Here is a 21876-nt window from a genome sequence, read left to right on the forward strand (position 1 = left end):
TGGATGCATGAGCGCAGCCCTCTTCAATTATCGGTGACCAGCAACGGTGCGCCAGGCTGGGTTTGCCCGCCGTCGCCCAGGCGCTTGCGCGCAATGCGTTGCTCTACCCAGCCAGCCAGGCGAGTCAGGCCGAAACACAGCAGGTAGTAGATGATCGCCAGGATGAAAAACACCTGGAACGGCTTGGTCAGCAACTGGTTGTTGACCTGGTTGGCTGCAAAGGTCACTTCCTGCACGTTGATCACGTAGCCCAGGGAGGTTTCCTTGATGATCGAAATAAACTGGCTGATCAGGCTCGGCAGCGCGTTGTACAGCGCCTGAGGCAAGATCACCCAGAGCGTGGTGCGCACATAACCCAGGCCCAGGGCACGGGACGCTTCGTACTGACCGCTGGGCAACGCCTGGATACCCCCGCGAATGATTTCGCACAGGTAGGCACTCTGGTAGATCACCAGGGTGCAGAGCATGGTCATGAAGCCGGTGATGTTATGGCCGATCAGCAAGGGCACCAGGAAGTAGGTCCAGAAGATCACCATCAGCAACGGGATGCCGCGCAGCACGTAGACCCACACCGTGGCGACCCAGTACAGGCCCTTCCACGGCGACACCCGCGCCAGTGCCAGCAGCAAGCCGAACGGGAATGCCAGCAGCAACGCCAGCGCGGCCAGGATCAGGGTGCTTGCGAGGCCGCCCAGGGGACCATGGGGGTATTGGCCGATGAGGAACAGCGTCCAGTTGTTCTGCAGGATTTCAACGATATCGAACATCGCCATCTACCTCGCCAAGGCTTTGCTGTAGTGCCGGGCGAGCAACGCGCCGGCGCCCATCAGCAGCAGGGAAAACACCAGGTAGAACACCGTGGCCACCAGGTACGACTCAAAGGTGCGAAAGGTGTAGTTCTCCACTTCACGGCTGGCGTACGTCAGTTCCATCACGCCAATCGCCATCGCCAGGCTGGTGTTCTTGAACAGCAGCACGGTGTGGTTGATCAGCGACGGCAGGCAGTTGCGCACGCCTTGGGGCAGGATCACGTAACGCATTGAACGCACATACCCCAGGCCCAGCGCCCTCGACGCTTCGGTCTGCCCGGCGGGAATCGCGCGCAGGCCGCTGCGCATGTCTTCACAGAAGTACGCGGCCTGGCACAACCCCAGGGCGATCACCGAGAACAGGTATTCGGTGTTGTGGCTGGCCAGCCACAGTTGCGTATTTTCGCTGAGCAGCGTCGGCACGCCGAAGTACCACAACATCAGTTGCACCAGGGTCGGCACATTGCGGTGGTAGGACACGTACCCCGCCACCAGGCGGTCGGCGAGTGTATTGCCGGTCAGGCGCACCGTGACCAGCGTCAGCGCCAGCACCATCGCCAGCAGCCAGGCGAACAACGCCAGCTGCAAGGTCATTTCGATGCCCTTGACGATCAGCTCGGCGTACTCGCCTTGCAGAATCGCGGCCAAATCGAAGTCTTGCTTCATGGTCAATCCCTATCGGCATTGGGCTAGGGCAGAAATCAAAATCACCCGGCGTGGCCGAGGCGGGATACAGCGATGACGGATCGATCCGTTCTGTTTTAAGCGGCTGTTGTTCAGCCTTGGTAGTCCTGAGGCCGTGCGGTGGAGAGCCCACCCGGCACTTGCAAGGTCGGGGTGATTTCCATATGCCCGATGTTCACCGCAATCGGCGCGGCAATCGCAAAAGCGATGGCGTTGGCGATGTCTTCGGCCTGGGGCAACTCAAAGCCTTCGACGAAGCGCTTGTAGGTCTCTTCGGAATCACCGTGCACGTGGGCGAAGATATCCGTGGCGACCCGCCCCGGGCAGATCTCGGTGACGCGCACGCGCTTGCCGAACGCATCGATGCGCAACTGGCGCGAAAGCATGCTCACCGCGGCCTTTGTCGCGTGGTACGTCGAGTTGCCACCGAAGTTGTAGGCCGCAGCAATCGAGCTGATATTGATGATGTGCCCGCAGTCGCGCTCGACCATGCCCGGCAGCGCCAGGCGTGCCAGGTGCAGCACGGCGCGCAGGTTGACGTCGATCAGCAGGTCGATGCCGTCGGCGTCGGCCTTGAGCAGCGAGCCGGGTTTGTCGACGCCGGCGTTATTCACCAGGATGTCGAAGGTATTTTCGGCGAACAACCGGGTCAGCCCGGCGAGGTCGGTGACGTCGATGGCGTGGGCGATACAGCCGGTCCTGGCTGCCAGTTCCTGCAACTTGTCGGCACTGCGAGCCAGGGCATGCACCTGCACGCCTTCCTGGCACAGGCGCTCGACAACGGCGGCGCCGATGCCGGAGGAAGCCCCGGTGACCAGCGCGGTTTTGTAGTCGGAAAATGGCATGGGGTGGTCCTTGTGCTACGGGTTATGGTTCGACTCTATCCAGCCTTCAGGCGCTGGACCAAGACGCAATGGTTGTGTGGCGATAAGGCCTGCTTATGACGCGGCCAGCAGCTGTGAAATCGGGGTTATACACCCGCCCATGCGCTGGATTTCCGCGCGGATCGTGCGCGCCAGTTCCACCGCACCCGGCGTGTCGCCGTGCAGCAGGATCGAATGGGCCGGCACCCGCAGCACCTTGCCGCTCAGCGCCGTCACTGTGCCCTCCTGCAGCAACTGCCGCACCCTGTGCAGCACGGCTGCCGGCTGCTTGATCACCGAGCCTTCGACCTTGCGCGGCACCAGCAGGCAGTCATCGTCATAGGCGCGGTCGGCGAGGAAGGTGGTGGCCACGCGCAGGCCGCATTTTTCCGCCGCGCCTTCGATGGCACGGCTGCTGGACGAACTGATGATCAGCGTCGGGTCGAACGCCGCCACCGCCCGCACCAACGGCTCGGCCAGCGCGGCATCGGCGGCGGCCATGTTGCCCAGGGCGCCGTGGAAGCTCATGTGGGTCAGGCGATGGCCATTGACCGCTGCGATACCGGCCAGGGCGCCGAGCTGGTAGATCACATAGGTGGCCAGCTCCTTGATCTCGATATTCATCTGGCGCCGGCCAAAGCCCATCAGGTCCGGGAAACCCACATGGGCCCCCAGGTCGATGCCGCCAGCCTTGGCCAGGCGCACCGTGGTGTCCATGATCAGCGGGTCGCCGGCGTGATAACCGCAGGCGACGTTGGCCGATGAGATCAGGCTCATCAGCGCTTCATCCTCGCCCATGCGCCACGGGCCGAAGCCTTCGCCGAGGTCGGCGTTCAAGTCGATCTTCATGCCTGATACTCCACACCAAGGAAGGCTTCGCCATAACCGACGGTAGTACCGCACGGCACGCGTATATCGATGACACGCGCGGCAGTCGGGCTGCGCTGGGGCAACAGCAGTTCACCCACTTGCAGCACGGCGACCAGTTGCCCGGCGCTGAGCTGATCGCCGACGGCCACGAATGGCTCGCGCAGTTCGGGATGGGTCAGCAGCAAGCGGCCCAGTCCGGTGGTGCGCAGCACCTTGTCGTCAACCGCAACGGCGGCAGGCGCAGCAACGCTGACGGGCTCGCCACCGCGCTTGAGGGTCAGGTGCAGGCCCGGCCGACTCATCTCGGCACCGGCCAAGTGGTGCTCCTTGAGCCACAGCGCCAGTTGGCGAATTTCCGAAAGGGTCATACTTTTACTCCTTCACGGTGCAGGTCCACCAAGCGGCCGACCTCGCGCAGGTAACGTCGATTGGTTTCCAGGGCCTCGACGGCCTCGGCGTAACTGCACTCGATAAAGCGCACCTTGCCGCCAATCGGCGCCTGGCCGAGCCGCCACAAATCCGCCTCGATTACGCTACCGAACTTGGGGTAGCCGCCACTGGGCTGGGCGTCGCGCATCTGGATGATCGGCTGCCCGCCATGGGGCACCTGGATCACGCCCGGCACGATGCCGTGGGAGCGGATTTCCATTGGCGCGATAGGCAGCAACGGCTGGCCTTCCATGCGATAGCCGTAGCGGTTGCTCTGGGTGGTGATCTTCCATTCACCGGCCCAGAACGCGGCGCGGGAGGTCTGTTGAAAACGCGCGTATTCGGCGGCGGGCAGCACGCGCATGGCGGGCACCCCGTCGACGTGCAGCGGCAGCGCCAAGCTCGGGGCCAACACCCCAAAGTCCAGCGGTAACGGGCTGATGCCCGGGCGCAGCGCCCCCAGCCGATCACCCTGTTGCAGCGCGCGGCCGTGCAGGCCACCGAACTCGCCGCGCAATTGGGTGCTGCGCGAGCCCAGCACAGCCGGCACATCCACACCACCGGCCAAACACAGGTAGGCGCGGCTGCCGGACGTTGGGTAACCCAGGTTCAACACCTGGCCTTCACGGCCCTGGCACACCCAGTTCGGCGGCAGTGGCTGGCCATCCAACGTGGCATCGCAGGCGGCGCCGGTCACGGCAAAGGCACAGTCCTGGACCAGGCGCACCTCGAACGGAAACAGCGGTATCTCAATCGCGGCGGCGTCTTCGGGGTTGCCCAGCAGCAGGTTGCCCAGGGCCAGGGCCAGGTGGTCCATGGCACCCGAGGTACCCACGCCGTAACCGAGGCTGCCGAAGCGGCCGAAGTCCTGCACGGTGGCCAGGGCGGTGGCCGATAGAATCTCGATCATCGAATGATCCTCTCGATGCGCAAGCGCAGGAAATCACCCGGCCGCAAGATCGCCGGCGGGGTTTGGGCAGGGTCGAAAAACGCCATTTCGGTACGGCCGATAGTGTTCCAGCCGCTGGGGCCGGCAGACGCGGAGACGCCGGTTTGCACGCCGCCGATGGACACCGAGCCCGCGCCGATATCCAGCACCGGCACCTGGCGCCGTGGCGTGGCCAGGCGTGGGTCCATGCCGCCGAGGTAGCAGTAACCCGGGTGGCTGCCCAGGGCGTACACCGGGTACAACGGTTCGCAATGCAGGTTGGCGATGGTTTCGATGTCCAGCCCGGTGTGGGCGATCACATCGGCCATGTGCGGGCCGAATTCACCGCCGTAGACCACCGGCAACTCGACGATGCGCCCTTCCAGGGGCAACGGTTCGCTGCTCTCCCAGGCGTGCAGCAGGCGCTCGCACAGTGCATTCAATTCGCGCGGCGGTTGGAGAAACGTGAGCATCAGGTTGTTCATGCCGGGCACGGCTTCGTGGATTTCCGGCCACTCACCGGCTTGCAGGGCCAGGCTCCAGATGCGCTGCTGCGGGGCCAGGTCCAGCTCGCCCGGCGCTTCGAAGAGCAAGGCGCTGGAACCCAGCAGGCTGATGGAAGGTGCGGTGCTCATGCGGGGCTCCTTTGCTGCAACCAGCGCTCCAGGTGATGAATATCGACACCGCCGGCGCAGAAAGCCGGGTCGTCAAGAATGTCGCGGTGCAAGGGGATATTGGTGCTGATGCCGTCCACGATCATTTCGCTGAGGGCCAGGCGCATGCGCGCCATGGCCTCTTCGCGGGTGGCGCCATGGGTGATGACCTTGGCCACCATCGAGTCGTAATACGGCGGCACGCGATAGCCGGTGGTCACATGGGAATCAACCCGCACGCCAAAGCCGCCGGGCACTTCCCAGCGCTGGATCAACCCAGGCGTGGGCATGAAGGTGAGCGGGTCTTCGGCGTTGATGCGGCATTCCAGGGAGTGGCCGTTGAGCTGCACGTCCTCTTGACGCAGGCTCAGCACTTCACCGCGCGCCATGCGCAGCTGCTGCTGGACGATATCGATGCCGGTGGTCATCTCGGTGACCGGGTGCTCCACCTGCAAACGGGTGTTCATCTCGATGAAAAAGAACTCGCCGTCCTCATACAGAAACTCGAACGTACCGACGCCGCGATAACCGATCTGCCGGCAGGCCTCGGCGCAGCGTTCACCGACCTGGGCGATCAGCGCAGGATCGATACCGGGTGCGGGGGCTTCCTCGAGCACTTTCTGGTGGCGGCGTTGCAGCGAGCAATCACGGCAACCGAGCCAGATGGCATGGCCATGGGCATCACACAACACCTGGATTTCCACGTGCCGGGGGTGACCGAGGAATTTCTCGATGTACAGTTCCGGGTTGCCGAACGCCAGCCGCGCCTCTTCACGGGTAAGACCAATAGCGGCGAGCAACTCGGCCTCGGCCTGCACCACGCGCATGCCACGGCCACCGCCGCCACCAGCGGCCTTGACGATCACCGGGTAGCCGATGTCGGCAGCGATGGCGAGGATGCTCGCGTCGTCGGTGGGCATCGTCGAATCCGGCCCGGGCACACAGGGCACGCCGGCTTCGCGCATGGCGCGCTTGGCCGCCACCTTGTCACCCATGGTTCGGATGCACGCCGCGCTGGGGCCGATAAAGGTCAGGCCGGTGGCCTCGATGCGTTCGGCAAAGCCGGCGTTTTCCGAGAGGAAGCCATAGCCGGGGTGAATCGCCTGGGCCCCCGTGACCTTGGCGGCAAACAGCAACGCGCTCTGGTTGAGGTAGCTCAGCCCAGGCGCGGCCGGGCCGATGCACAGCGACTCGTCGGCATTGTGTACGTATTGCGCGTGGCGGTCCGCTTCGGAGTGCACCGCCACGGTCTTGATGCCCAGGCCATGGCAGGCACGCTGAATGCGCAGGGCGATTTCGCCACGGTTGGCGATCAGCACTTTGTCGAACATTGAATTCACCTGAATAACAAATATGCGTGGGGGTCAACCGAGTCGGAACAAAGCCTGGCCGGCTTCGACTTCAACCCCGCTCTGGGCCAGGATCTCAAGGACCTGGCCTGCAGCCTTGGCCTTGACCGGGTGGAACATTTTCATCGCCTCGATCACCGCCACGGTCTGGCCGGCTTCGATGGCCTGGCCCACGGTCACGAACGGCGCTTCACCGACGGCGGGCGTCAGGTGCAGCACGCCGTAGAGGCTGGCCTTGATCTCAATGGCGGTGGCCGCCGGCGTGGCTTTGGGCGCGGCAACCACGCTCGGTGTGACGCTGATTACCGCCTGCCCCGGCTGCTTGAACAGCCGCAACGTGCTGTCGCCTTCGGTGAGGCTCAGCTCCAGCAGATCGGATTCGGCGAGCAAATCCATCAACCCCTTGATACGTGCTGAATCCATGTATGGCCCCTGCCTGTCGAGCGTGTCTTGAGTGGATGGGCCCAATCTACCGAGCCCCTCGAAAAGCGGCCAAGACGCTTTGGCTTTGGGGTGATAAGCCGCCCTTATGACGCGCTGCCACGCATCTGCGCCACCAGCTCCAGCAGGATCGCCTTGACCGCCTGGGCCGGTACCGACAACGGCAGATGCCCGGACAGGCACAAGGCCAAGGGCGCCTCGACTTCGGGCTCGACGATGCGGCACAGATGCACCGCAGGGTCCGCCGCCATCACCCGCGCGGACGACTCCGGCAAGATGGTCGAACCAAAGTGATCGGCCACGGCGGCGGTGAGGGTTGTGGAGGATTCAATCTCGGCCACCACCCGCACGCCGAGGCCGATACGCAGGAACGCTTCGTCCACCAAGCGGCGCATCACGTTGTAGGGACGCGGCAGCAGCATGTCCATGTCGGCCAGCTCGGCCAGGGGAATGTCTTCTCGGCTGGCGATGGCCGGGTCGGCACTCACCAGGTACAGCGGCTCGCGCAGCAGCGAGACAAAACTCAAGCCGTGCACCTCGCGCCCACCATAGAGCACCGCCATGTCCATGCGGCCGTTCATGATCAGCTCGCTGAGGGTGGTGCCGAAGTTTTCATTGAGGTACAGCAGGATGCCGGGATGGCGCTCGCGCACCGTGCGCAGCAGCGGCAGCGACAAGGTCGACGCCGCCGTCCCCGGCGCCAGGCCCACCGACACCTGCCCGGACAAGGCATGCCCGGTGGCATTGATATCACTCTGCGCCTGCTCGCACTGGCGCAGGATGATCTGCGCATGGCCGTACAGCACCTTGCCCGCCTCGGTCGGCGTGACGCCACGCTTGGTGCGGATCAGCAACTGCTGCTGCAACTCCGCTTCCAGGGTGGCCAGTTGTTGGCTCAGCGCGGGCTGCGCCACATGCAGGACGTCGGCGGCCTGGGTCATGCTGCCGATGTCGACCAGTTTCACGAAATACTTCAATCGGCGCAGGTTCAAGTGGGCGGTGCTCGTGTGAGGGGGATTGCGGGCTAACACTTTAAATGTGGGAGGGGGCTTGCCCCCGATAGCGGTGTGTCAGTCAGCACATCCGGCACTGGTACACAGCCATCGGGGGCAAGCCCCCTCCCACAGGGGTCAAGGGTGGTCTGCAAAAGGTAGGCCAGCCTGGTGATCAGCCATAAGGCTTTGCTATGGCTGCCCTCAATCCCCCACCCAAAGCACCCGCCCGGAGCAACCAGGGCTGGACGCACCGCAACAGTGCAGCCCCAGCCATAAGCACTGCCTATCAAACCAGAACGATCTCGTCTTATGGCGCCCTGCCCCGTGCCTCGTACTGTGACCCTGCCAACGTCATCAACGAGGAACGCCCGTGACTGCCTCCCGCATCGCCGCCCGTGTGCAACGCATCAAACCATCGCCCAGCAGCGCCGCGTCCGACCGCGCCAACGAGCTGCGTCGCCAAGGTCAGTCCATCATCAACCTGGTGGTGGGCGAACCGGATTTCGATACGCCGCCTAACATCCGCCAAGCGGCCAGCGCCGCCATCGAACGCGGTGAGACCCGCTACACCCAGAACGCCGGCACCCCCGAGCTGCGCCAGGCCATCGTCGACAAGCTGGCCCGGGAAAACCACCTGACCTACACCGCCCAGCAGATACTGGTGACCAGCGGCGCCAAGAGCGCGATCTTCAACGCCTTCGCCGCCACCCTCGGTGCTGGCGATGAAGTGTTGATCCCGGCGCCGTACTGGGTGTCTTACCCGGACATGGTGCTGGCCTGCGAAGGCGAGCCGGTGACCCTGGCGTGCCCCGAGCACAACGGCTTCAAGCTCACCCCGGAACAACTGCGCGCCGCGATCACCCCACGCACCCGCTGGCTGCTGCTCAATTCACCGAGCAACCCCACCGGCGCCAGCTACAGCCACGCGCAGTTGCGCGCCCTGGCCGATGTGCTGCTGGACTATCCCCACGTGCTGCTGATGACCGATGACATCTACGAGCACATCCGCTTCGACGGCCTGGACAACCCGCATATCCTGGCCATCGAACCGGCCTTGACTGATCGCACCCTGGTGGTCAACGGCGTATCCAAGACCTACGCCATGACCGGCTGGCGCATCGGCTACGCCGCCGGCCCCGCCGACCTGATCGGCGCCATGGCGACCCTGCAATCACAATCCACCAGCAACGCCTGCTCGGTCAGCCAGGCCGCCGCGCTGGAAGCGCTGAACGGCGACCAAAGCTTCGTCAAACACAGCGTGGTGGTTTACCAGCAACGCCGCGACCGCTGCCTGGAACTGCTCAACGCGATCCCCGGCCTGAGCTGCCGCAAACCCGATGGGGCGTTCTACCTGTATGTGAATTGTGCCGGCCTGCTGGGTAAAACCACCCCCGACGGCAGCGTGCTGCACACCGACAGCGAGGTGGTGATGTACCTGCTGGAAAGCCAGGGCGTGGCCGTGGTTGCGGGCACGGCGTATGGCCTGGCGCCGTTTTTCCGCATGTCGATTGCCACCGCTATCAGCACCCTCGACCAAGGCTGCGCGCGCATTGCCGCCGCCGTCGCCACATTGCGCTGAGGACCGATGATGACCGTGGCGGCCCACCCTCCCCTGAGTTTCAAGCAAGCCTTGCTGGCCATGCTCGGTATCTCTCTGGTGCTGATGCTTTCGGCACTGGACCAGACGGTGATCGGCAATGCCTTGCCGAGCATCGTCGCCGAGCTGGATGGCTTTGAACTCTATGCGTGGGTCGCCACCGGTTACCTGCTGGCGTCCATCGTTACCATTCCGATTTTCGGGCGGCTGGGGGATTACTACGGGCGCAAGCCATTCGTGCTGGCGGCCACGTTGATTTTCACCCTGGCGTCGCTGGTCTGTGCCTTGGCCAATGACATGCTGGTGCTGGTGATTGGCCGCGCGTTACAGGGCATCGGCGGTGGCATGTTGATCGGCACGGCGTTCGCCTGCATTCCCGAACTGTTCCCCGATACCCGCCAACGCCTGCGCTGGCAGATGCTGTTGAGCGCGCTGTTCAGCGTGGTCAATGCCATCGGCCCGGGCTTGGGCGGGTATCTCACTGGCGCATTCGGCTGGCGCTCGGTGTTCTACATCAACCTGCCATTGGGTGGCCTGGCGCTGTTGATCGCCTGGCGTTGCTTGCCGTGGTATCGCCCGCAGCAACGCGTCGGCATCCGCCTGGATTGGCCTGGCGCGCTATTGATCGCCCTGGCGCTGGGCAGCCTGCAGCTGTTTGTGGAGTGGCTGGGGCATTCGAGCCTGGCCCTGAGTGCGGCGCTGGGGCTGGGTTGCATCAGCGCGATCATCGCGTTGTGGCACTGGGAGCGCCGCTGCCCCCACGCCCTGTTGCCTGCGGCGTTGTTCAGCCTGCCGAGCCTGCGGGTGTTGTTCATCCTGTCGGTGGCCGCCGGCGCGATCATGTTTTCGCTGCTGTTCTACTTGCCGTTGCTGCTCCAAGGCGCCTACGGCTACTCGCCCCAGGACGCCGGTTTATTGATCACGCCGTTGGCGCTGAGCATCACCTTGGGGGCCATCGTCAATAGCCGCATCGTTACCCGCCTGCGCAATCCCAATCTGTTGCCGTTGGCGGGGTTTGTCGCGCTGCTGCTGGCGTGCGTGGGCCTCGCGGTGGTCGGGCGTGGGGCCTCGTTCAATGAGCTGCTGGGCTTGATTCTGCTGGCGGGACTGGGCCTGGGCTTCATCCTGCTGAACCTCACGGTGTTTACCCAGACCCTGGCCGAACGGCAGTTCCTCGGTGTCGCCACGGCGCTCACGCAATCGTTGCGTCTGGTCGGCGGGTTATTGGGTACGGCGGGTATGGGTGTGCTGGTCAACCTGCTCTACGGCGCCCAGTTGCAGCGGGTGTTTTTAGCCGCCAACCACGCTGAGGGGATTGCCCTGTACGCCGACCCGCAGGCGCTGTTGCACACCCCGCTTGAAGCCTCGCCCTGGCTGGACCTGGCCCGTGACGCATTGGCCCAGTCGGTAGGCGTCGGCCTGTTGCTGTGCGCCGGCATCGGCGTGCTTGCCCTGATGATTCTGTACCGCTTGCCGCCGGTGCGACTGCATGTCGTGTCGGCCACCGTTGCTCCTGAAAAATAAAAATTTTACTGCCGCCTTTGACTGCCCTGAAAAAAACCAACCACACATGGGGATGACACCGATGGAGCTTTTCAATCGCGCACCAACCGTACTCGCCGGCCTCTGCGGCCTGATGATCGCCCAGCAGGGCTACGCCGCAGGCCTGGTCGAAGACAGCAAACTCAATGTACTGGCCCGCAACTTCTTCAGTAACGCCGACAACCGCAGCGGCGCGGCCGACCCCAACTACACCCAGGAATGGGGCCAGGGTTTCATCGCCAACTTCGAGTCGGGTTTCACCCAGGGCACCGTGGGCTTCGGCGTAGACGCCATCGGCATGTTCGGCGTGCGCCTGGACTCCGGCAAGGGTCGCCACTACAACCCGCAAAGCACCGCGTTCAACGGCAACGTGTTCCCCACTGATCATGACGGCCGCGCGGTAGACGAGTTCGGCAGCCTGGGCCTGACCGCCAAGGCGCGCTTTGCCAAGACCGAGCTGAAATACGGCACCCTGGTGCCGATGCTGCCAGTGGTGATGTCCACCGACCGCATGCTGCAACAAACCTTCAATGGCGGCCAGGTGCAGTCCAAGGACCTGGAGAACTTCACCTTCACCCTCGGCCAGTTGGAGCACGTGAAGGGCCGTGGCTCGAGCGACCAGATGGGCATGTCGATCCCCGGCGCCAACAACGCGCGTACCGGCACCTTCGTCAACAAGTTCTATTACGGCGGCGTGGACTACAAACCCAGCAAAGACCTGACCCTGCAGTACTACTACGGCAACCTGCAGGACTTCTACAAACAGAACTTCCTGGGCCTCAAGTACGACTGGCAGGTCGGCCCCGGCACCCTGCGCACCGACCTGCGCCACTTTGATAACCACTCCGACGGCGCCAACGGCAATGACCCGGCCTACTACACCTTCGGCTATTACGGCGACGGCGTTACCAAGGGCAAGGTCGACAGCCGCTTGAACAGCGCCCTGTTCACTTACCTGGTCAACGGCCACACCATTGCCGCCGGCCTGCAACAGGTCAGCGGCGACAGCGATGCGGTGTGGTTGAACCAAGGTGATGGTTCCACGGCGTATTTCATGACCGAGTCGATGATCGGCAAATTCCAGCGCGCCGGGGAAACCACCTGGCAGGTGCGTTACGGTTACGACTTTGCCAGCGTCGGCGTGCCGGGCCTGAGCTTCATGGGCATGTACGAAAGCGGCTCGAATATCCGCACGCCAACCGGCGATAAAAGCGAGTGGGAACGCAACCTGACGGTGAGCTATGTGATCCAGCAAGGCCCGCTGAAGAACCTGAGCATCGCGTTGCGCCATGCTTCGTTGCGCACCGAAGTGACCACCCAGCGTGACAGTGATGAGCATCGGGTGATTGTCAGCTACCCGATGAACATCCTGTAAACCCGAGTTGTGAAGATCAAATGTGGGAGGGGGCTTGCCCCCGATGACTGAGTGTCAGTTAATAAATTTATAACTGACCCACCGCTATCGGGGGCAAGCCCTCTCCCACATTTTTTCATGCGCGTTATGGCTGCTGGCTGATGTGTTCCAGGGTGTAGTGCAGTGACGCGGGCAGCATGGGCCCATGACTCAAGCCAGGGAATGCCTGGTACTGCACTTTCAACCCCTTCACCTGCTGCAACGAGGCCAACAGTTGCTTCGCTGCTCCCCCCTGTTCGCCCTTGGGCCCGGTGCGCATCGCCGGGCTCGCGGGCTCTTCATCCCCACGCATCATCAGCAATGTGCGCGGCTTGCCGTGCAGGCGTTGCGCCAGGCCTTCGGTATTGATCACCCCGCCATTCCACCACAGCGACGGGCTCGCAGCCGCGTACTCATCGAATGCCTGTGGCCGGGTCATCAGCGTGTACAACACCAGCAACCCACCATAGGAATGCCCCCACAACACCTGGCGCCTGGGCGTCTCTTGCAGACGCTGGTTGATCAGTGGGCGGATCTGCTCGGTCAGCAGGTCCAGGAACGGCTCCGCGCCGCCGCTGGGCACAGCCGTCAGCGGATCGCGTTGCGCGCCCTCGCCCACTTGGGGGGTGTAATCGAAAGTGCGGGCGTTGCGCTCGATGCGCAGTGGCGTGGCGTAGCCCACCGCGACCAGCACCGGCGGTGCGGCGCTGTGGGCCAGGCGGTGGAGCAGCGGCGTATCCAGCGCCGCCATCGCCGCGTTGCCGTCCAGCAGGTAGGCGACGGGGTTGGCGGTGCTGACCTTAAGCGGTCGGCCGAGCCAGATGCGATAGTGCCGAGCGCCATCGGCGGAGTCCAATTCCAAGGTGCTGAAACTGTAATCGCTGGCCTCGCGCAGCACCGGCGCATCCATCAGTTGCTCGGGGGCCGGCTTGGCATAGGCGCACTGGGCGAACAGCATGGCCAGCAGGATCACGCGCCCCATCAGAACGACGCCGTGAGGCTGGTGTACAGGGTGCGGCCGGACTGGTTGTAAGTGGCAGCGCCGGCACCGTCGATGTTGTTCACGCCCTGGGCGTTGCCTTCACGCCACAGGCGTTTGTCGAAGACGTTATCGACACCGGCAGTGAGGCTCAGGTTCTTGGTGATGGCGTAGGTGCCGCTCACGCCGGCAATCGCGTACGGCGACAGTTGGTTGTTGGCCGAACCGGTCACGCGGTTGCCGTGGTAGTCATATTTTTTCGGGGTTTGCTTGCCGTAGTAGGCCACGCTGGCTTGCAGGGACAGGTCCTGGGTGGCCTGCCAGTCGAGCATCGAGTTGAGGGTGTATTTGGGCGTGACCGAGAGCACGTCGCCAGTCTGTTTGTTTTTCGATTGCAGCATGTAGGTGAAGTTGTTGGTCCAGGTCAGCGACTCGGCCAGCGGCAGGCTGAGGTTGCCTTCCAGGCCTTCGACCAGGGCCTTGGGCACGTTTTCCCACTGGAACACATTGGCGTTGGCGGTGCTGCCGGTGCCGCCTGTGGCAGTGCCGACCGGCGTGAGGCCGGACTCGATCTTGTTCTTGTAGTCATTGCGGAAATAGGTCAGGCCGGCAACCACGCCGTCATTGTTGCGGTACTCGATACCCAGCTCCTTGTTGACGCTGGTTTCGGCGTCCAGGTCCGCATTGCCTTGCAGGTAGCAGCTCTTGGTCGAGCCATAGCAACCCTGGCCGTTGCTGTACAGCAGGTAGTTAGGGTTGAGCTGGTAAAGGTTCGGCGCCTTGTACGAACGGGCGATACCCGCCTTCAGCGTCAGGGTGTCGGTGAGCACCTGGGACAGGTTGAGCGACGGGCTCCAGTTGTCGCCGACGATATCGTGGTGATCCAGGCGCAGGCCGGGGGTCAGGCGTGTGCCGGGGCGCAGTTCGAGGTTGTCTTCGGCAAACACCGAGAAAATCCGCGCCGACGAGGTGCTGCTGCGATTGGTGCTGGTGAGCCCCGAAACAGCGCCGCCGGCGGTGGTGGTCTGGGTATTGGCGCTGGGGTCGTCGAGCTTGGATTCGACCCACTCAGTGCCCAGGGTCAGCACCTGGTCGACCCCGGCGTGCAGCGGCAGGTTGACCTCGCCATGGGCGGTCAGGTCACGCAGCACGCTGGTGTAGAAACTGGTGTTGGCGAAGATGCCTTCGGTGCCGCCCGCCAGGCCCTCATTGATGCGGCTATTGCGGGTCTTTTCATATTGCAGGTAGGCGAGGCTGCTGCCGAAATCCCATTCGCCACGGTGGGTCAGCGCATAGTGCTCACGATAGAGAATATTGGTCTCATGGCCGAGCATGCTTTTCACGCTGGCGTTGGAGTTGGTGTTCTGGGTGTCGCCGGTATAGATGTTGCCCTGGCGGCTGAAACCGGCTTCCAGGTCGAGGGTCTGCTCGGGGGTCATTTTCCAGCTGAGCAAGCCGTTGACGTCTTTGTTGCGCACCCCTTCGCGACCCGCCGGCAGCGTGCCGATCTGGGTGCCGTAGCGCGTGGATTCGTGGCCGCTGTTGATGTCGGCGTCATCGGCGTCTGTCTTGGCAATGTTGCCGTACACGCGGTAGCTGAGGGCATCGGTGAGCGGGCCGTTGAGGCCGAAGTTCATGCGCTCGGTCTCGCCCTCGGCTTTGTGCTGGGCGAAGTTGTGGTAGATCGTCGCCGAGCCATGGGTTTCGGTGCCCGGTTGCTTGGTGATGATATTGACCACGCCGCCCGCTGCGCCGTTGCCATAGCGCGCGGCCGCCGGGCCGCGGATGACTTCGATGCGTTCGACCTGATCGGCCGGCACCCAGTTGGTGTCGCCCCGGCTGTCACGCTCGCCGCGCCAGCCGTAGCGCACCGAATTGCGGCTGCTCACGGGCTTGCCATCCACCAGGATCAAGGTGTTTTCCGGGCCCATGCCGCGGATGTCGATCTGGCGGTTGTTGCCGCGCTGGCCGCTGCTGGAGTTACCGGTAAGGTTTACGCCCGGCATGGTGCGGATGATCTCCGACAGGTCGTTGGCCGGCGGGCGCTTCTTGATGTCTTCGGCGGTGATGATCGACACGCCGGGCATCTGCTTGATCTCTTCCTGTGCGGTGCCCAATACGGTCTGGGTCGGCAATTCCATCGGCGCGGACGGCTCCGTTTGCGCAGGCAATGGGGCCTGCGCGGCGAAACTGCTGACAGGCAACAGGCTGCAAATACTCACGGCAAGCAGGGACAAGCGGAACATGCGGGGATCTCCAAACGTCAACCCAACCGATAGCGGTGGGCCATCAAAGATCGCAGATGATAATCAGATGCAATTGCGAGTAAAGCAACTTAACTTTCTAAACATTTGCCGCCGGCAGGCGCAGGTTCATGCGCAAACCCGCGGCCCCCTGGGTTGCCCATAGCTCGCCGCCCTGCAGGGCAATGGCGCGTCGCGCAATGCTCAAGCCCAGGCCGAACCCCGTACCCTGGGTGCCGTCCAGCCGCAGGTAGGCGTCGAAGATACGTTCCAGATCGCCTGCCGCCACCCCCGGCCCCTGGTCTTCGATCACCAGCCACCAGGTGTCGCCTTCGCGCTGCCCACTCAGGCGCACCACCCCGTGTGCGGGCGAGTGGCGGATGGCGTTGCGCAGGATATTTTCCAGGGCCTGGGCAAAGCTGTTGAGGTGCACGCGCACCTGGCAGGTGCTGTCCAGCTCACACACCAGCGCCGCCAGCGGCCAGCCGGTTTCGAAATGCGCATCCTGCACCAGGGCTTCCCACACCGAGGCCACCACCACGTCTTCGGCGTCCAGGCGCGGTTTTTCGGTGTCGAGCCAGGCCAGGTTGAGGGAGTCGTCCACCAGCCGGCGCATGTCCTCCACCTCGCGGGCCAGGCGCTGCTCCAACTGCTCGGGGGGCAGGCCGCTTTCGCTGGCGATCTTCAAGCGCGCCAGCGGTGTACGGATTTCATGGGACAAGGTGCGCAGCAATTGCCGCTGCTGCTGCAGGCTCTGGCGCAGGCGCTCGGCCATGTGTTCATAGGCGCGAGCCAGCTCGCCCAACTCGTCCGGGCGGCGCGTAACGCTGCTGCTCGCCAGCGGCGCCAAATCACCTGCGCTGAGCGCATTGGCGCGCTCACGCAGTTCATTCAACGGCTGCACCACGTGGCGATACAGCACTAACCCCAACGCCAGCGCCAGCAACCCCGGGACCACGCCATGGGTAAACACATGGGTCCAGGGCGTCAGCCCCGGTGGCAGCAGGCGTTCCGGCAATTGCATCACCAGGCGGCCGCGCTCGGGGTGTTGCGCGAAGGCGATGCTGACGTAGGGCAGCTCATCCTCCAGGCGCTTGCTCATCGGCCAACTGAGCTTGCGCATGAAGGTCAGGTGGCTGATCTGCTCGGCGGTCAACGGCGTGGTGCCCAGGCTCTGCAGGTGCTCATCCAGCACCGCGACCCAGGTGTGTTCACGCCTCTGCAAAGCCAGGCGCCAACGCTCCAGCGCTTCGCGATCGCCGCTGGCCGCCACCTGCTCGGCCTCGGCGGCATAGGCGGCCAGCGCGCCGCGGTCGGGTTGTTCGAGGAAGTAGGTGTTGCGTTCGACCTTCAAGCCCCAGTTCCACACCAGCCACACCAGCAGCAGGCAGGCGCACACTTGCAGCACCGCCATTTTCCACAGCAGTGGATGCCGTAGCTGCATCAGGCGCCGTCGCACATCAGCACATAACCCTGGTAACGCACGGCGTCAATGCGCAAACCTTGCACATGGATGGCCGCCAGCTTGCGCCGCAGGTTGCACACATGCACATCCAGGCCGCGATCCAGCCGGGTATAGGGTCGGTGCAGCACGTGTTGGTAAAGGAAGGCTTTGGTCAACGCCTCGCCGGTGTGCTCGTGCAGTGTGCACAGCAAGCGGAACTCCGAGGAGGTCAGCCCGGCGGCGTGGCCGTTAAGCCTCACATCGTGTGCATACGCGTCGAACTCCAGGGCCGAGCTTCGGCGGGGCAATTGCGCGGCTTGGCTGCCGCAATCAATCGCCACCCGGCGCAGCAAGGCGTCAATGCGCACATCCAGCTCGGCGAGGCTGAAGGGCTTGGGCAAGTAGTCATCCGCGCCCTGGCTGAAGCCGGTGATACGGTCTTGCTCGGCGCCGAGGGCCGACATCAAAATCACCGGCGTGCCGCGCTCATGGCGCAGCCGCGCGAGGATAGTCAGGCCACTTTCATTCGGCAGCATGATGTCCAGCAGAATCAGTTCCACCGGCATGCGCAGCGCCAGGTCCAGGCCTTGATCGCCGCTATGCGCGCAGTTCAATGCAAAGCCACGCCGACTGAGATGGTTGCTCAGGTGCGTGCACAGCTCGACGTCATCCTCGATGATCAGGATGCGTGGAGTGGGTGCCGGGATAGATTCCAGATGATAAGTATTCACAATTACGTCAGTTTCGCATTCGGCGAAACATTTCGCAATGTGCGCCGAGCCTAACTCACGGCCACACCGGTTCCCCCAGGTTCAGCATCAACCGGTTGGCCCAGGCGAAGATCGCGATGGCGTGGATCAGGTCAAGGATCTCGCCATCCTCCAGGCCCTGCTCGCGCAGTGCCGACAACGAAGCGGCACTGATCTCACCCGGGCTGAGCGTGAGGTCGATGGCAAAGCGCACGATGGCCTGTTCCCGAGCGGTGGTGCCGGCGCTATGCGGGTCAGCGAACACCTGGGCAATCACATCATTGCGCTTGGCCAACTGTTCGAAACGCTGGGCATGCACCGAGGCGCAGAACACACAGCTGTTGATGCGCGACACCACCGCACTTGCCAGCTCACGCTCGGCGCGCGACAGGCCGCCCGGCGCATACATGATCGCGTTGAACGCCAGGGAGCGCTGGCGCAGTACCTCGGGCTGGTGGATCAGGGTCAAGTAATACTCGGAGACCTTGGCCTGGGGATGGCTCTCTTCGAGTACCGCCAGTTGCGTCGGGTTGGCCTGGGCCAGCTCGAGGGTCGGCAGCCAGGCTTTCCAGCCCAGGCTGCGGTTGGTGAAGCCTTGAATATCCAGGGGTTCGCTCATCGCAACTGCTCCAATGCTTTCAGCCCGCTCGCCAGGCGCACTTGGTAGGAAATAAAGGCGATCAACTGGCCGAGGGTGACCACGTCAATGGTCTCAAGGCCTGCGTCCAGCAACGGTGCCAATGCCTGGCGATCACCTTCCACGGGGGCCAGCACCAGGGTGCGGGTAAAATCCAGGATGGCTTTCAGGCGCGGCGAGTCCTGGGTCGCGGGCAGTGCTTGCAGGCGCTCGAGGTAGTGCGCGGCCAGCTCGGGTTGTGGCGTGAGCTGGCAGGCATATTCGGCTACCAGCAAACGTTCCTGCAGGCTCAGGCTGCCGGGCAAGTTTTCGGCGAACAGCGCCTGGTAACTGCCTTCGGTGGCATCGGTCACTTTGGCCCGCGCCTGGCGCAGGCCCTGCACGGGGCTGTGCTCGCTGAGCAACAGCCGGGTCAGCAGGTCGGGTAATACAGGACTGTTCATTGCAACTCCTTCAAATGCGCGCGGCGCGTGGCGACGGCGTCATGCAGAAAATCCACCACGGCCTGCCACGACTGCTGGTTGGCCTGGGCATTCGCCTCAGGCTGGCCGTCGTCGCTGTAGGTGCTGGGAATGTAAGGCAGCAAAATGCTGTGGCCGGCCAACGGAAAGTCGCGTTGCTGCACCGGCCAGGGGTGTTCGAATTGCGCCAGGCGCTCAGTGACCATCCGCCCGAAACGGCTGGACGGCCACGCCGCATCATCGCCAGCGGTGAGCAACAGCACCGGCCCGCGAATCCGTTCGACGGCTATACGCGCGCGCTCCACTGCGTCGCGGTCCTCAAGCGCGGTATTCATCGCCAACGCATTCCGCAAGCCGGCGTCCCGCGCGGCCCAGGACGCATGGCGGTTGTTGTTCCACAGGTGTACCAGCGGCTTGCCGCGATACACCCAGGCCGGGCCATCGCGCCCCACCGCCGGGTCGGCGGCGGCCTGCCCGCCGTGCACCAGGGCGCTGGGCACGTAACCAATCACCGCCGATACCGACGCGGGAAACAGGCTGGCCAGCAACAACACCAATTCGCCGCCACGCGACTGCCCGCTCAGGGCGATAAAACCATCGGCGGGCGCCAGTTCGCGATGCATCCAGGCCAGGCCTTGTTCAAAGTATTCCAGCGGGGTGTTGGAGATATACTCCGACAGCCCCGGTGCCTTGAAATACCCCAGTGCCAGCGCGTTGTAGCCGCGCGACGCATAGAGCGCGGCGCGGGCCTCGTTGATGCCGCCACCGGAGCCATTGAGCACCATCACCGCCGGGTGTGGCCCGGCGCCGGCGGGCTGGAACAGGGTACCCACCAGGCCATCCTCACGCACCTCACGCCGGGTCACACCGGCTGCGGCCAGGCGTTGCACCAGCACCAGCGCTTGATCGCTGCCTTGCACGTCGATGCGGGTCTGCAACGGTTGCAGCACCGTCTCGGGAAACACCGCGGCACTGTGGCCCTGCTCGATACGCTGGCTCCACAACAAGCCCATGGCCGATACGCCGAGGTAGTCACCCGCCACCGGCGCATCCCGCTCGAGATCCACGCGCCCATGGGCGTCGGCGACAAACGTCGCGGTGCTGCGCCAGGGCCGGTCGCCGCCGCGCAGGGTGCGGCTGTTCAACGTCACTTGCGCGCCGGGCGCCAGCCCTTCAACCACGATGCGCCGTGGTTCATCGAGCAAACCATCAAGAGGGGTGATTGCCAGGCGCGCCATTACTTTTCCTCCGTCACCATCGAGGCGGTGGTGCGGTCGCTCACCAGCGGGTTGACACGCAGGCCTTTGCGGGCAGCCCAGATATTCTGGTAGTGGAACAACGGCAGGATGCCCACGTCGTCGCTCACGCGCTGCACCGAATCACGCAGGATCGCTTCGCGCTTGCCTTCATCGAACTCGGCCGACGACAGTTCCAGGTCCTTGTCCACCTGCGGGTTGCTGTAGCGCCCCCAGTTCGACGAGCCCTGCCCTTTGCTCGGATCGGCGCTGGCCAGCACATTGAGCAGGCCATAGCCGGCCTCACCGGTGCCATTGCCCCAGGCGATCACAGTGACGGCGTATTCGTTTTTATTCGCGCGGCTGGCGTATACCGACCAGGGCACCACTTGCAGGTCGACCTTGATGCCGACCCGCGCCCAGAACTGCGCCACCGCCTGCAAGGTTTCCGGCGCCAGTGGGTAGCGGTCGCCGGGCACATGCACGGTCAGTTGGAACCCGTCGGGGTAACCGGCTTCGGCGAGCAGCTTTTTCGCCTGGGCCGGGTCGTTGGCGATGTCTTTGACGTCTGGGTTGTAGCCGAAGGTATCGGCGGGCATCCACTGATTGGCCACGGTGACGGTGTTCTGCAAAATGCGCTCGGCAATGGCCTTGCGGTTGATCGCCAAGGACAGTGCCTGGCGCACCCGCACATCGCGCAGCGGGTTCTCGGCCAGCGGCTTGCCCTGGTTATCGCGGATAAATTCATTCGGCCCGACGCGGAAGCTTGGCTGGATCAGCAGCGCACGCAACCCGGGGTAGGCGAACACCTTGACGCTGGAGGTGGCCTGGAGTTTTTTCACGTCCTGGGGCGAGACCTTGTCGATCACATCGACGTCACCGGCCAGCAACGCGGCGGTGCGGCTCGCCGGGTTGGCGATAAAACGGTAGTCCACGGTGTCCCACAACGGCGGCTTGCCCCAGTAGTCCTTATTGCGCTCGAACAGCGTGCGGTCGCCCTGAGCGTACGACACCAATCGATAAGGCCCGGTGCCAATCACCGCCTTGCCGCTGTTGTAGTCCTCGGTACTGGATTTGGCGCCGATATGCCGGCTGACGATGTAGACCGAGTCGATGTTCTGCACCAGCAACGGGTTGGGTACCGAGGTCTTCACGCGCAGGGTGTAGGGGTCGGGCGCACTGACCGATTCCACGGTGCGCAAACTGCTGGAATACGGCGCGACGCTGCCAGGCACATTGCGTGCGCGCTCCAGGGAAAACACCAGGTCATCGGCAGTGAACGGCTGGCCGTCCTGCCATTTCACCCCCTGGCGGATCTTGAATTCCCAGGTGTTGGCGTCGATCGCCTTCCAGCTTTCGGCCAGGCCCGGCAGGTTTTTGTCATCGCGGCGGTCGAGCAGGGACTCCCACACATGCAGCGCGATGGAACGGTCACCGGCGTGGTTGTTCAACTGCGGGTCCAACGACGATACCGGGTCGGCGTAGGCAATGCGCAGGGGCTGGGCGGTGGCCCCGTTGGCGCCGGTCAACAGCGCGGCAGTCAGTAGCGTCAGCAGCAAGGGCTTCATGGCAAAT

At 64.0% G+C, this 21876-nt stretch carries 21 protein-coding genes; 3 read left to right on the forward strand and 18 right to left on the reverse strand.

The features are described 5' to 3' along the window. Positions 1-23: 23 nt before the first annotated feature. The 10 genes from CXQ82_RS20175 to nac form a co-directional block, all read right to left on the reverse strand. A complete protein-coding gene (locus tag CXQ82_RS20175; protein WP_101273838.1) occupies positions 24-767 on the reverse strand; it encodes an amino acid ABC transporter permease in 744 nt (247 codons plus the stop codon). 6 nt (positions 768-773) lie between these two features. Next, a complete protein-coding gene (locus tag CXQ82_RS20180; RefSeq protein ID WP_101271976.1) occupies positions 774-1475 on the reverse strand; it encodes an amino acid ABC transporter permease in 702 nt (233 codons plus the stop codon). A 110-nt stretch (positions 1476-1585) separates the two neighbouring features. Further along, on the reverse strand, positions 1586-2338 hold the full coding sequence (locus CXQ82_RS20185) for an SDR family oxidoreductase (RefSeq protein WP_101271977.1): 753 nt from the start codon (positions 2336-2338) through the stop codon (positions 1586-1588). A gap of 93 nt (positions 2339-2431) precedes the next feature. Then, the gene (locus tag CXQ82_RS20190) at positions 2432-3205 is read right to left on the reverse strand and encodes a LamB/YcsF family protein (RefSeq protein WP_101271978.1); all 774 of its coding nucleotides are present in this window, start codon (positions 3203-3205) and stop codon (positions 2432-2434) included. Next, positions 3202-3594 (reverse strand): hypothetical protein, encoded by a 393-nt coding sequence (locus CXQ82_RS20195; RefSeq protein WP_101271979.1) that lies wholly within the window; start codon positions 3592-3594, stop codon positions 3202-3204. The genes CXQ82_RS20190 and CXQ82_RS20195 overlap by 4 nt, the downstream gene beginning before the upstream one ends. Further along, positions 3591-4565, reverse strand: coding sequence for a biotin-dependent carboxyltransferase family protein (locus CXQ82_RS20200; protein ID WP_101271980.1), 975 nt, complete (start codon positions 4563-4565; stop codon positions 3591-3593). The genes CXQ82_RS20195 and CXQ82_RS20200 overlap by 4 nt, the downstream gene beginning before the upstream one ends. Then, positions 4562-5218, reverse strand: coding sequence for a 5-oxoprolinase subunit PxpB (gene pxpB, locus CXQ82_RS20205; protein WP_101271981.1), 657 nt, complete (start codon positions 5216-5218; stop codon positions 4562-4564). Before pxpB ends, CXQ82_RS20200 begins: the two co-directional genes overlap by 4 nt. Next, positions 5215-6567 carry an acetyl-CoA carboxylase biotin carboxylase subunit gene (accC, locus tag CXQ82_RS20210; RefSeq protein ID WP_101271982.1) on the reverse strand — a complete coding sequence of 451 codons (1353 nt, stop codon included), beginning with the start codon at positions 6565-6567 and terminating at the stop codon, positions 5215-5217. The genes pxpB and accC overlap by 4 nt, the downstream gene beginning before the upstream one ends. Positions 6568-6600: 33 nt before the next feature. Beyond that, the gene (locus CXQ82_RS20215; protein WP_101271983.1) at positions 6601-7008 is read right to left on the reverse strand and encodes a biotin/lipoyl-containing protein; all 408 of its coding nucleotides are present in this window, start codon (positions 7006-7008) and stop codon (positions 6601-6603) included. Positions 7009-7112: 104 nt separating this feature from the next. Then, the gene (nac, locus tag CXQ82_RS20220; RefSeq protein WP_101271984.1) at positions 7113-8018 is read right to left on the reverse strand and encodes a nitrogen assimilation transcriptional regulator NAC; all 906 of its coding nucleotides are present in this window, start codon (positions 8016-8018) and stop codon (positions 7113-7115) included. Positions 8019-8391: 373 nt separating this feature from the next. Between nac and CXQ82_RS20225 the strand changes: the two genes are divergently transcribed. The 3 genes from CXQ82_RS20225 to CXQ82_RS20235 all read left to right on the forward strand — a co-directional run bounded on the left by CXQ82_RS20225 (position 8392) and on the right by CXQ82_RS20235 (position 12535). Next, positions 8392-9600, forward strand: coding sequence for an aspartate transaminase (locus CXQ82_RS20225; RefSeq protein WP_101271985.1), 1209 nt, complete (start codon positions 8392-8394; stop codon positions 9598-9600). Between the two features lie 9 nt (positions 9601-9609). After that, the gene (locus CXQ82_RS20230) at positions 9610-11142 is read left to right on the forward strand and encodes an MFS transporter (RefSeq protein ID WP_101273839.1); all 1533 of its coding nucleotides are present in this window, start codon (positions 9610-9612) and stop codon (positions 11140-11142) included. A 61-nt stretch (positions 11143-11203) separates the two neighbouring features. Then, entirely contained in the window at positions 11204-12535 is a 1332-nt protein-coding gene (locus CXQ82_RS20235) for an OprD family porin (RefSeq protein ID WP_101271986.1), read from the forward strand. A gap of 124 nt (positions 12536-12659) precedes the next feature. Here CXQ82_RS20235 and CXQ82_RS20240 read toward each other — a convergent pair whose 3' ends face one another. The 8 genes from CXQ82_RS20240 to CXQ82_RS20270 all read right to left on the reverse strand — a co-directional run bounded on the left by CXQ82_RS20240 (position 12660) and on the right by CXQ82_RS20270 (position 21869). Further along, positions 12660-13535 carry an alpha/beta hydrolase gene (locus tag CXQ82_RS20240; RefSeq protein ID WP_101271987.1) on the reverse strand — a complete coding sequence of 292 codons (876 nt, stop codon included), beginning with the start codon at positions 13533-13535 and terminating at the stop codon, positions 12660-12662. Next, a complete protein-coding gene (locus CXQ82_RS20245; RefSeq protein ID WP_101271988.1) occupies positions 13535-15778 on the reverse strand; it encodes a TonB-dependent siderophore receptor in 2244 nt (747 codons plus the stop codon). Before CXQ82_RS20245 ends, CXQ82_RS20240 begins: the two co-directional genes overlap by 1 nt. Before the next feature lie 97 nt (positions 15779-15875). After that, the gene (locus CXQ82_RS20250) at positions 15876-17219 is read right to left on the reverse strand and encodes a sensor histidine kinase (RefSeq protein ID WP_101271989.1); all 1344 of its coding nucleotides are present in this window, start codon (positions 17217-17219) and stop codon (positions 15876-15878) included. Next, positions 17219-17950, reverse strand: a complete 732-nt coding sequence (locus CXQ82_RS20255) for a response regulator transcription factor (protein ID WP_101271990.1) — start codon at positions 17948-17950, stop codon at positions 17219-17221. The genes CXQ82_RS20250 and CXQ82_RS20255 overlap by 1 nt, the downstream gene beginning before the upstream one ends. A gap of 55 nt (positions 17951-18005) precedes the next feature. Further along, positions 18006-18587 carry a peroxidase-related enzyme gene (locus CXQ82_RS20260; RefSeq protein WP_101271991.1) on the reverse strand — a complete coding sequence of 194 codons (582 nt, stop codon included), beginning with the start codon at positions 18585-18587 and terminating at the stop codon, positions 18006-18008. Further along, positions 18584-19048, reverse strand: a complete 465-nt coding sequence (locus tag CXQ82_RS31480) for a CMD domain-containing protein (RefSeq protein WP_177409920.1) — start codon at positions 19046-19048, stop codon at positions 18584-18586. The genes CXQ82_RS20260 and CXQ82_RS31480 overlap by 4 nt, the downstream gene beginning before the upstream one ends. Then, on the reverse strand, positions 19045-20304 hold the full coding sequence (locus CXQ82_RS20265) for an acyl-CoA thioesterase/bile acid-CoA:amino acid N-acyltransferase family protein (protein WP_177409921.1): 1260 nt from the start codon (positions 20302-20304) through the stop codon (positions 19045-19047). Before CXQ82_RS20265 ends, CXQ82_RS31480 begins: the two co-directional genes overlap by 4 nt. Beyond that, a complete protein-coding gene (locus CXQ82_RS20270; RefSeq protein WP_101271992.1) occupies positions 20304-21869 on the reverse strand; it encodes an ABC transporter substrate-binding protein in 1566 nt (521 codons plus the stop codon). Before CXQ82_RS20270 ends, CXQ82_RS20265 begins: the two co-directional genes overlap by 1 nt. Positions 21870-21876: the final 7 nt, after the last annotated feature.

Origin of the sequence: Pseudomonas sp. S09G 359 (genome assembly GCF_002843605.1) — a bacterium.
Taxonomy (GTDB): domain Bacteria; phylum Pseudomonadota; class Gammaproteobacteria; order Pseudomonadales; family Pseudomonadaceae; genus Aquipseudomonas.

Coding starts and splice junctions, on each gene's coding strand:
- CXQ82_RS20175 (WP_101273838.1), bottom strand. CDS start 767: ATGTTCGATATCGTTGAAATCCTGCAGAACAACTGGACGCTGTTCCTC.
- CXQ82_RS20180 (WP_101271976.1), bottom strand. CDS start 1,475: ATGAAGCAAGACTTCGATTTGGCCGCGATTCTGCAAGGCGAGTACGCC.
- CXQ82_RS20185 (WP_101271977.1), bottom strand. CDS start 2,338: ATGCCATTTTCCGACTACAAAACCGCGCTGGTCACCGGGGCTTCCTCC.
- CXQ82_RS20190 (WP_101271978.1), bottom strand. CDS start 3,205: ATGAAGATCGACTTGAACGCCGACCTCGGCGAAGGCTTCGGCCCGTGG.
- CXQ82_RS20195 (WP_101271979.1), bottom strand. CDS start 3,594: ATGACCCTTTCGGAAATTCGCCAACTGGCGCTGTGGCTCAAGGAGCAC.
- CXQ82_RS20200 (WP_101271980.1), bottom strand. CDS start 4,565: ATGATCGAGATTCTATCGGCCACCGCCCTGGCCACCGTGCAGGACTTC.
- pxpB (WP_101271981.1), bottom strand. CDS start 5,218: ATGAGCACCGCACCTTCCATCAGCCTGCTGGGTTCCAGCGCCTTGCTC.
- accC (WP_101271982.1), bottom strand. CDS start 6,567: ATGTTCGACAAAGTGCTGATCGCCAACCGTGGCGAAATCGCCCTGCGC.
- CXQ82_RS20215 (WP_101271983.1), bottom strand. CDS start 7,008: ATGGATTCAGCACGTATCAAGGGGTTGATGGATTTGCTCGCCGAATCC.
- CXQ82_RS20230 (WP_101273839.1), top strand. CDS start 9,610: ATGACCGTGGCGGCCCACCCTCCCCTGAGTTTCAAGCAAGCCTTGCTG.
- CXQ82_RS20235 (WP_101271986.1), top strand. CDS start 11,204: ATGGAGCTTTTCAATCGCGCACCAACCGTACTCGCCGGCCTCTGCGGC.
- CXQ82_RS20240 (WP_101271987.1), bottom strand. CDS start 13,535: ATGGGGCGCGTGATCCTGCTGGCCATGCTGTTCGCCCAGTGCGCCTAT.
- CXQ82_RS20245 (WP_101271988.1), bottom strand. CDS start 15,778: ATGTTCCGCTTGTCCCTGCTTGCCGTGAGTATTTGCAGCCTGTTGCCT.
- CXQ82_RS20250 (WP_101271989.1), bottom strand. CDS start 17,219: ATGCAGCTACGGCATCCACTGCTGTGGAAAATGGCGGTGCTGCAAGTG.
- CXQ82_RS20260 (WP_101271991.1), bottom strand. CDS start 18,587: ATGAGCGAACCCCTGGATATTCAAGGCTTCACCAACCGCAGCCTGGGC.
- CXQ82_RS31480 (WP_177409920.1), bottom strand. CDS start 19,048: ATGAACAGTCCTGTATTACCCGACCTGCTGACCCGGCTGTTGCTCAGC.
- CXQ82_RS20265 (WP_177409921.1), bottom strand. CDS start 20,304: ATGGCGCGCCTGGCAATCACCCCTCTTGATGGTTTGCTCGATGAACCA.
- CXQ82_RS20270 (WP_101271992.1), bottom strand. CDS start 21,869: ATGAAGCCCTTGCTGCTGACGCTACTGACTGCCGCGCTGTTGACCGGC.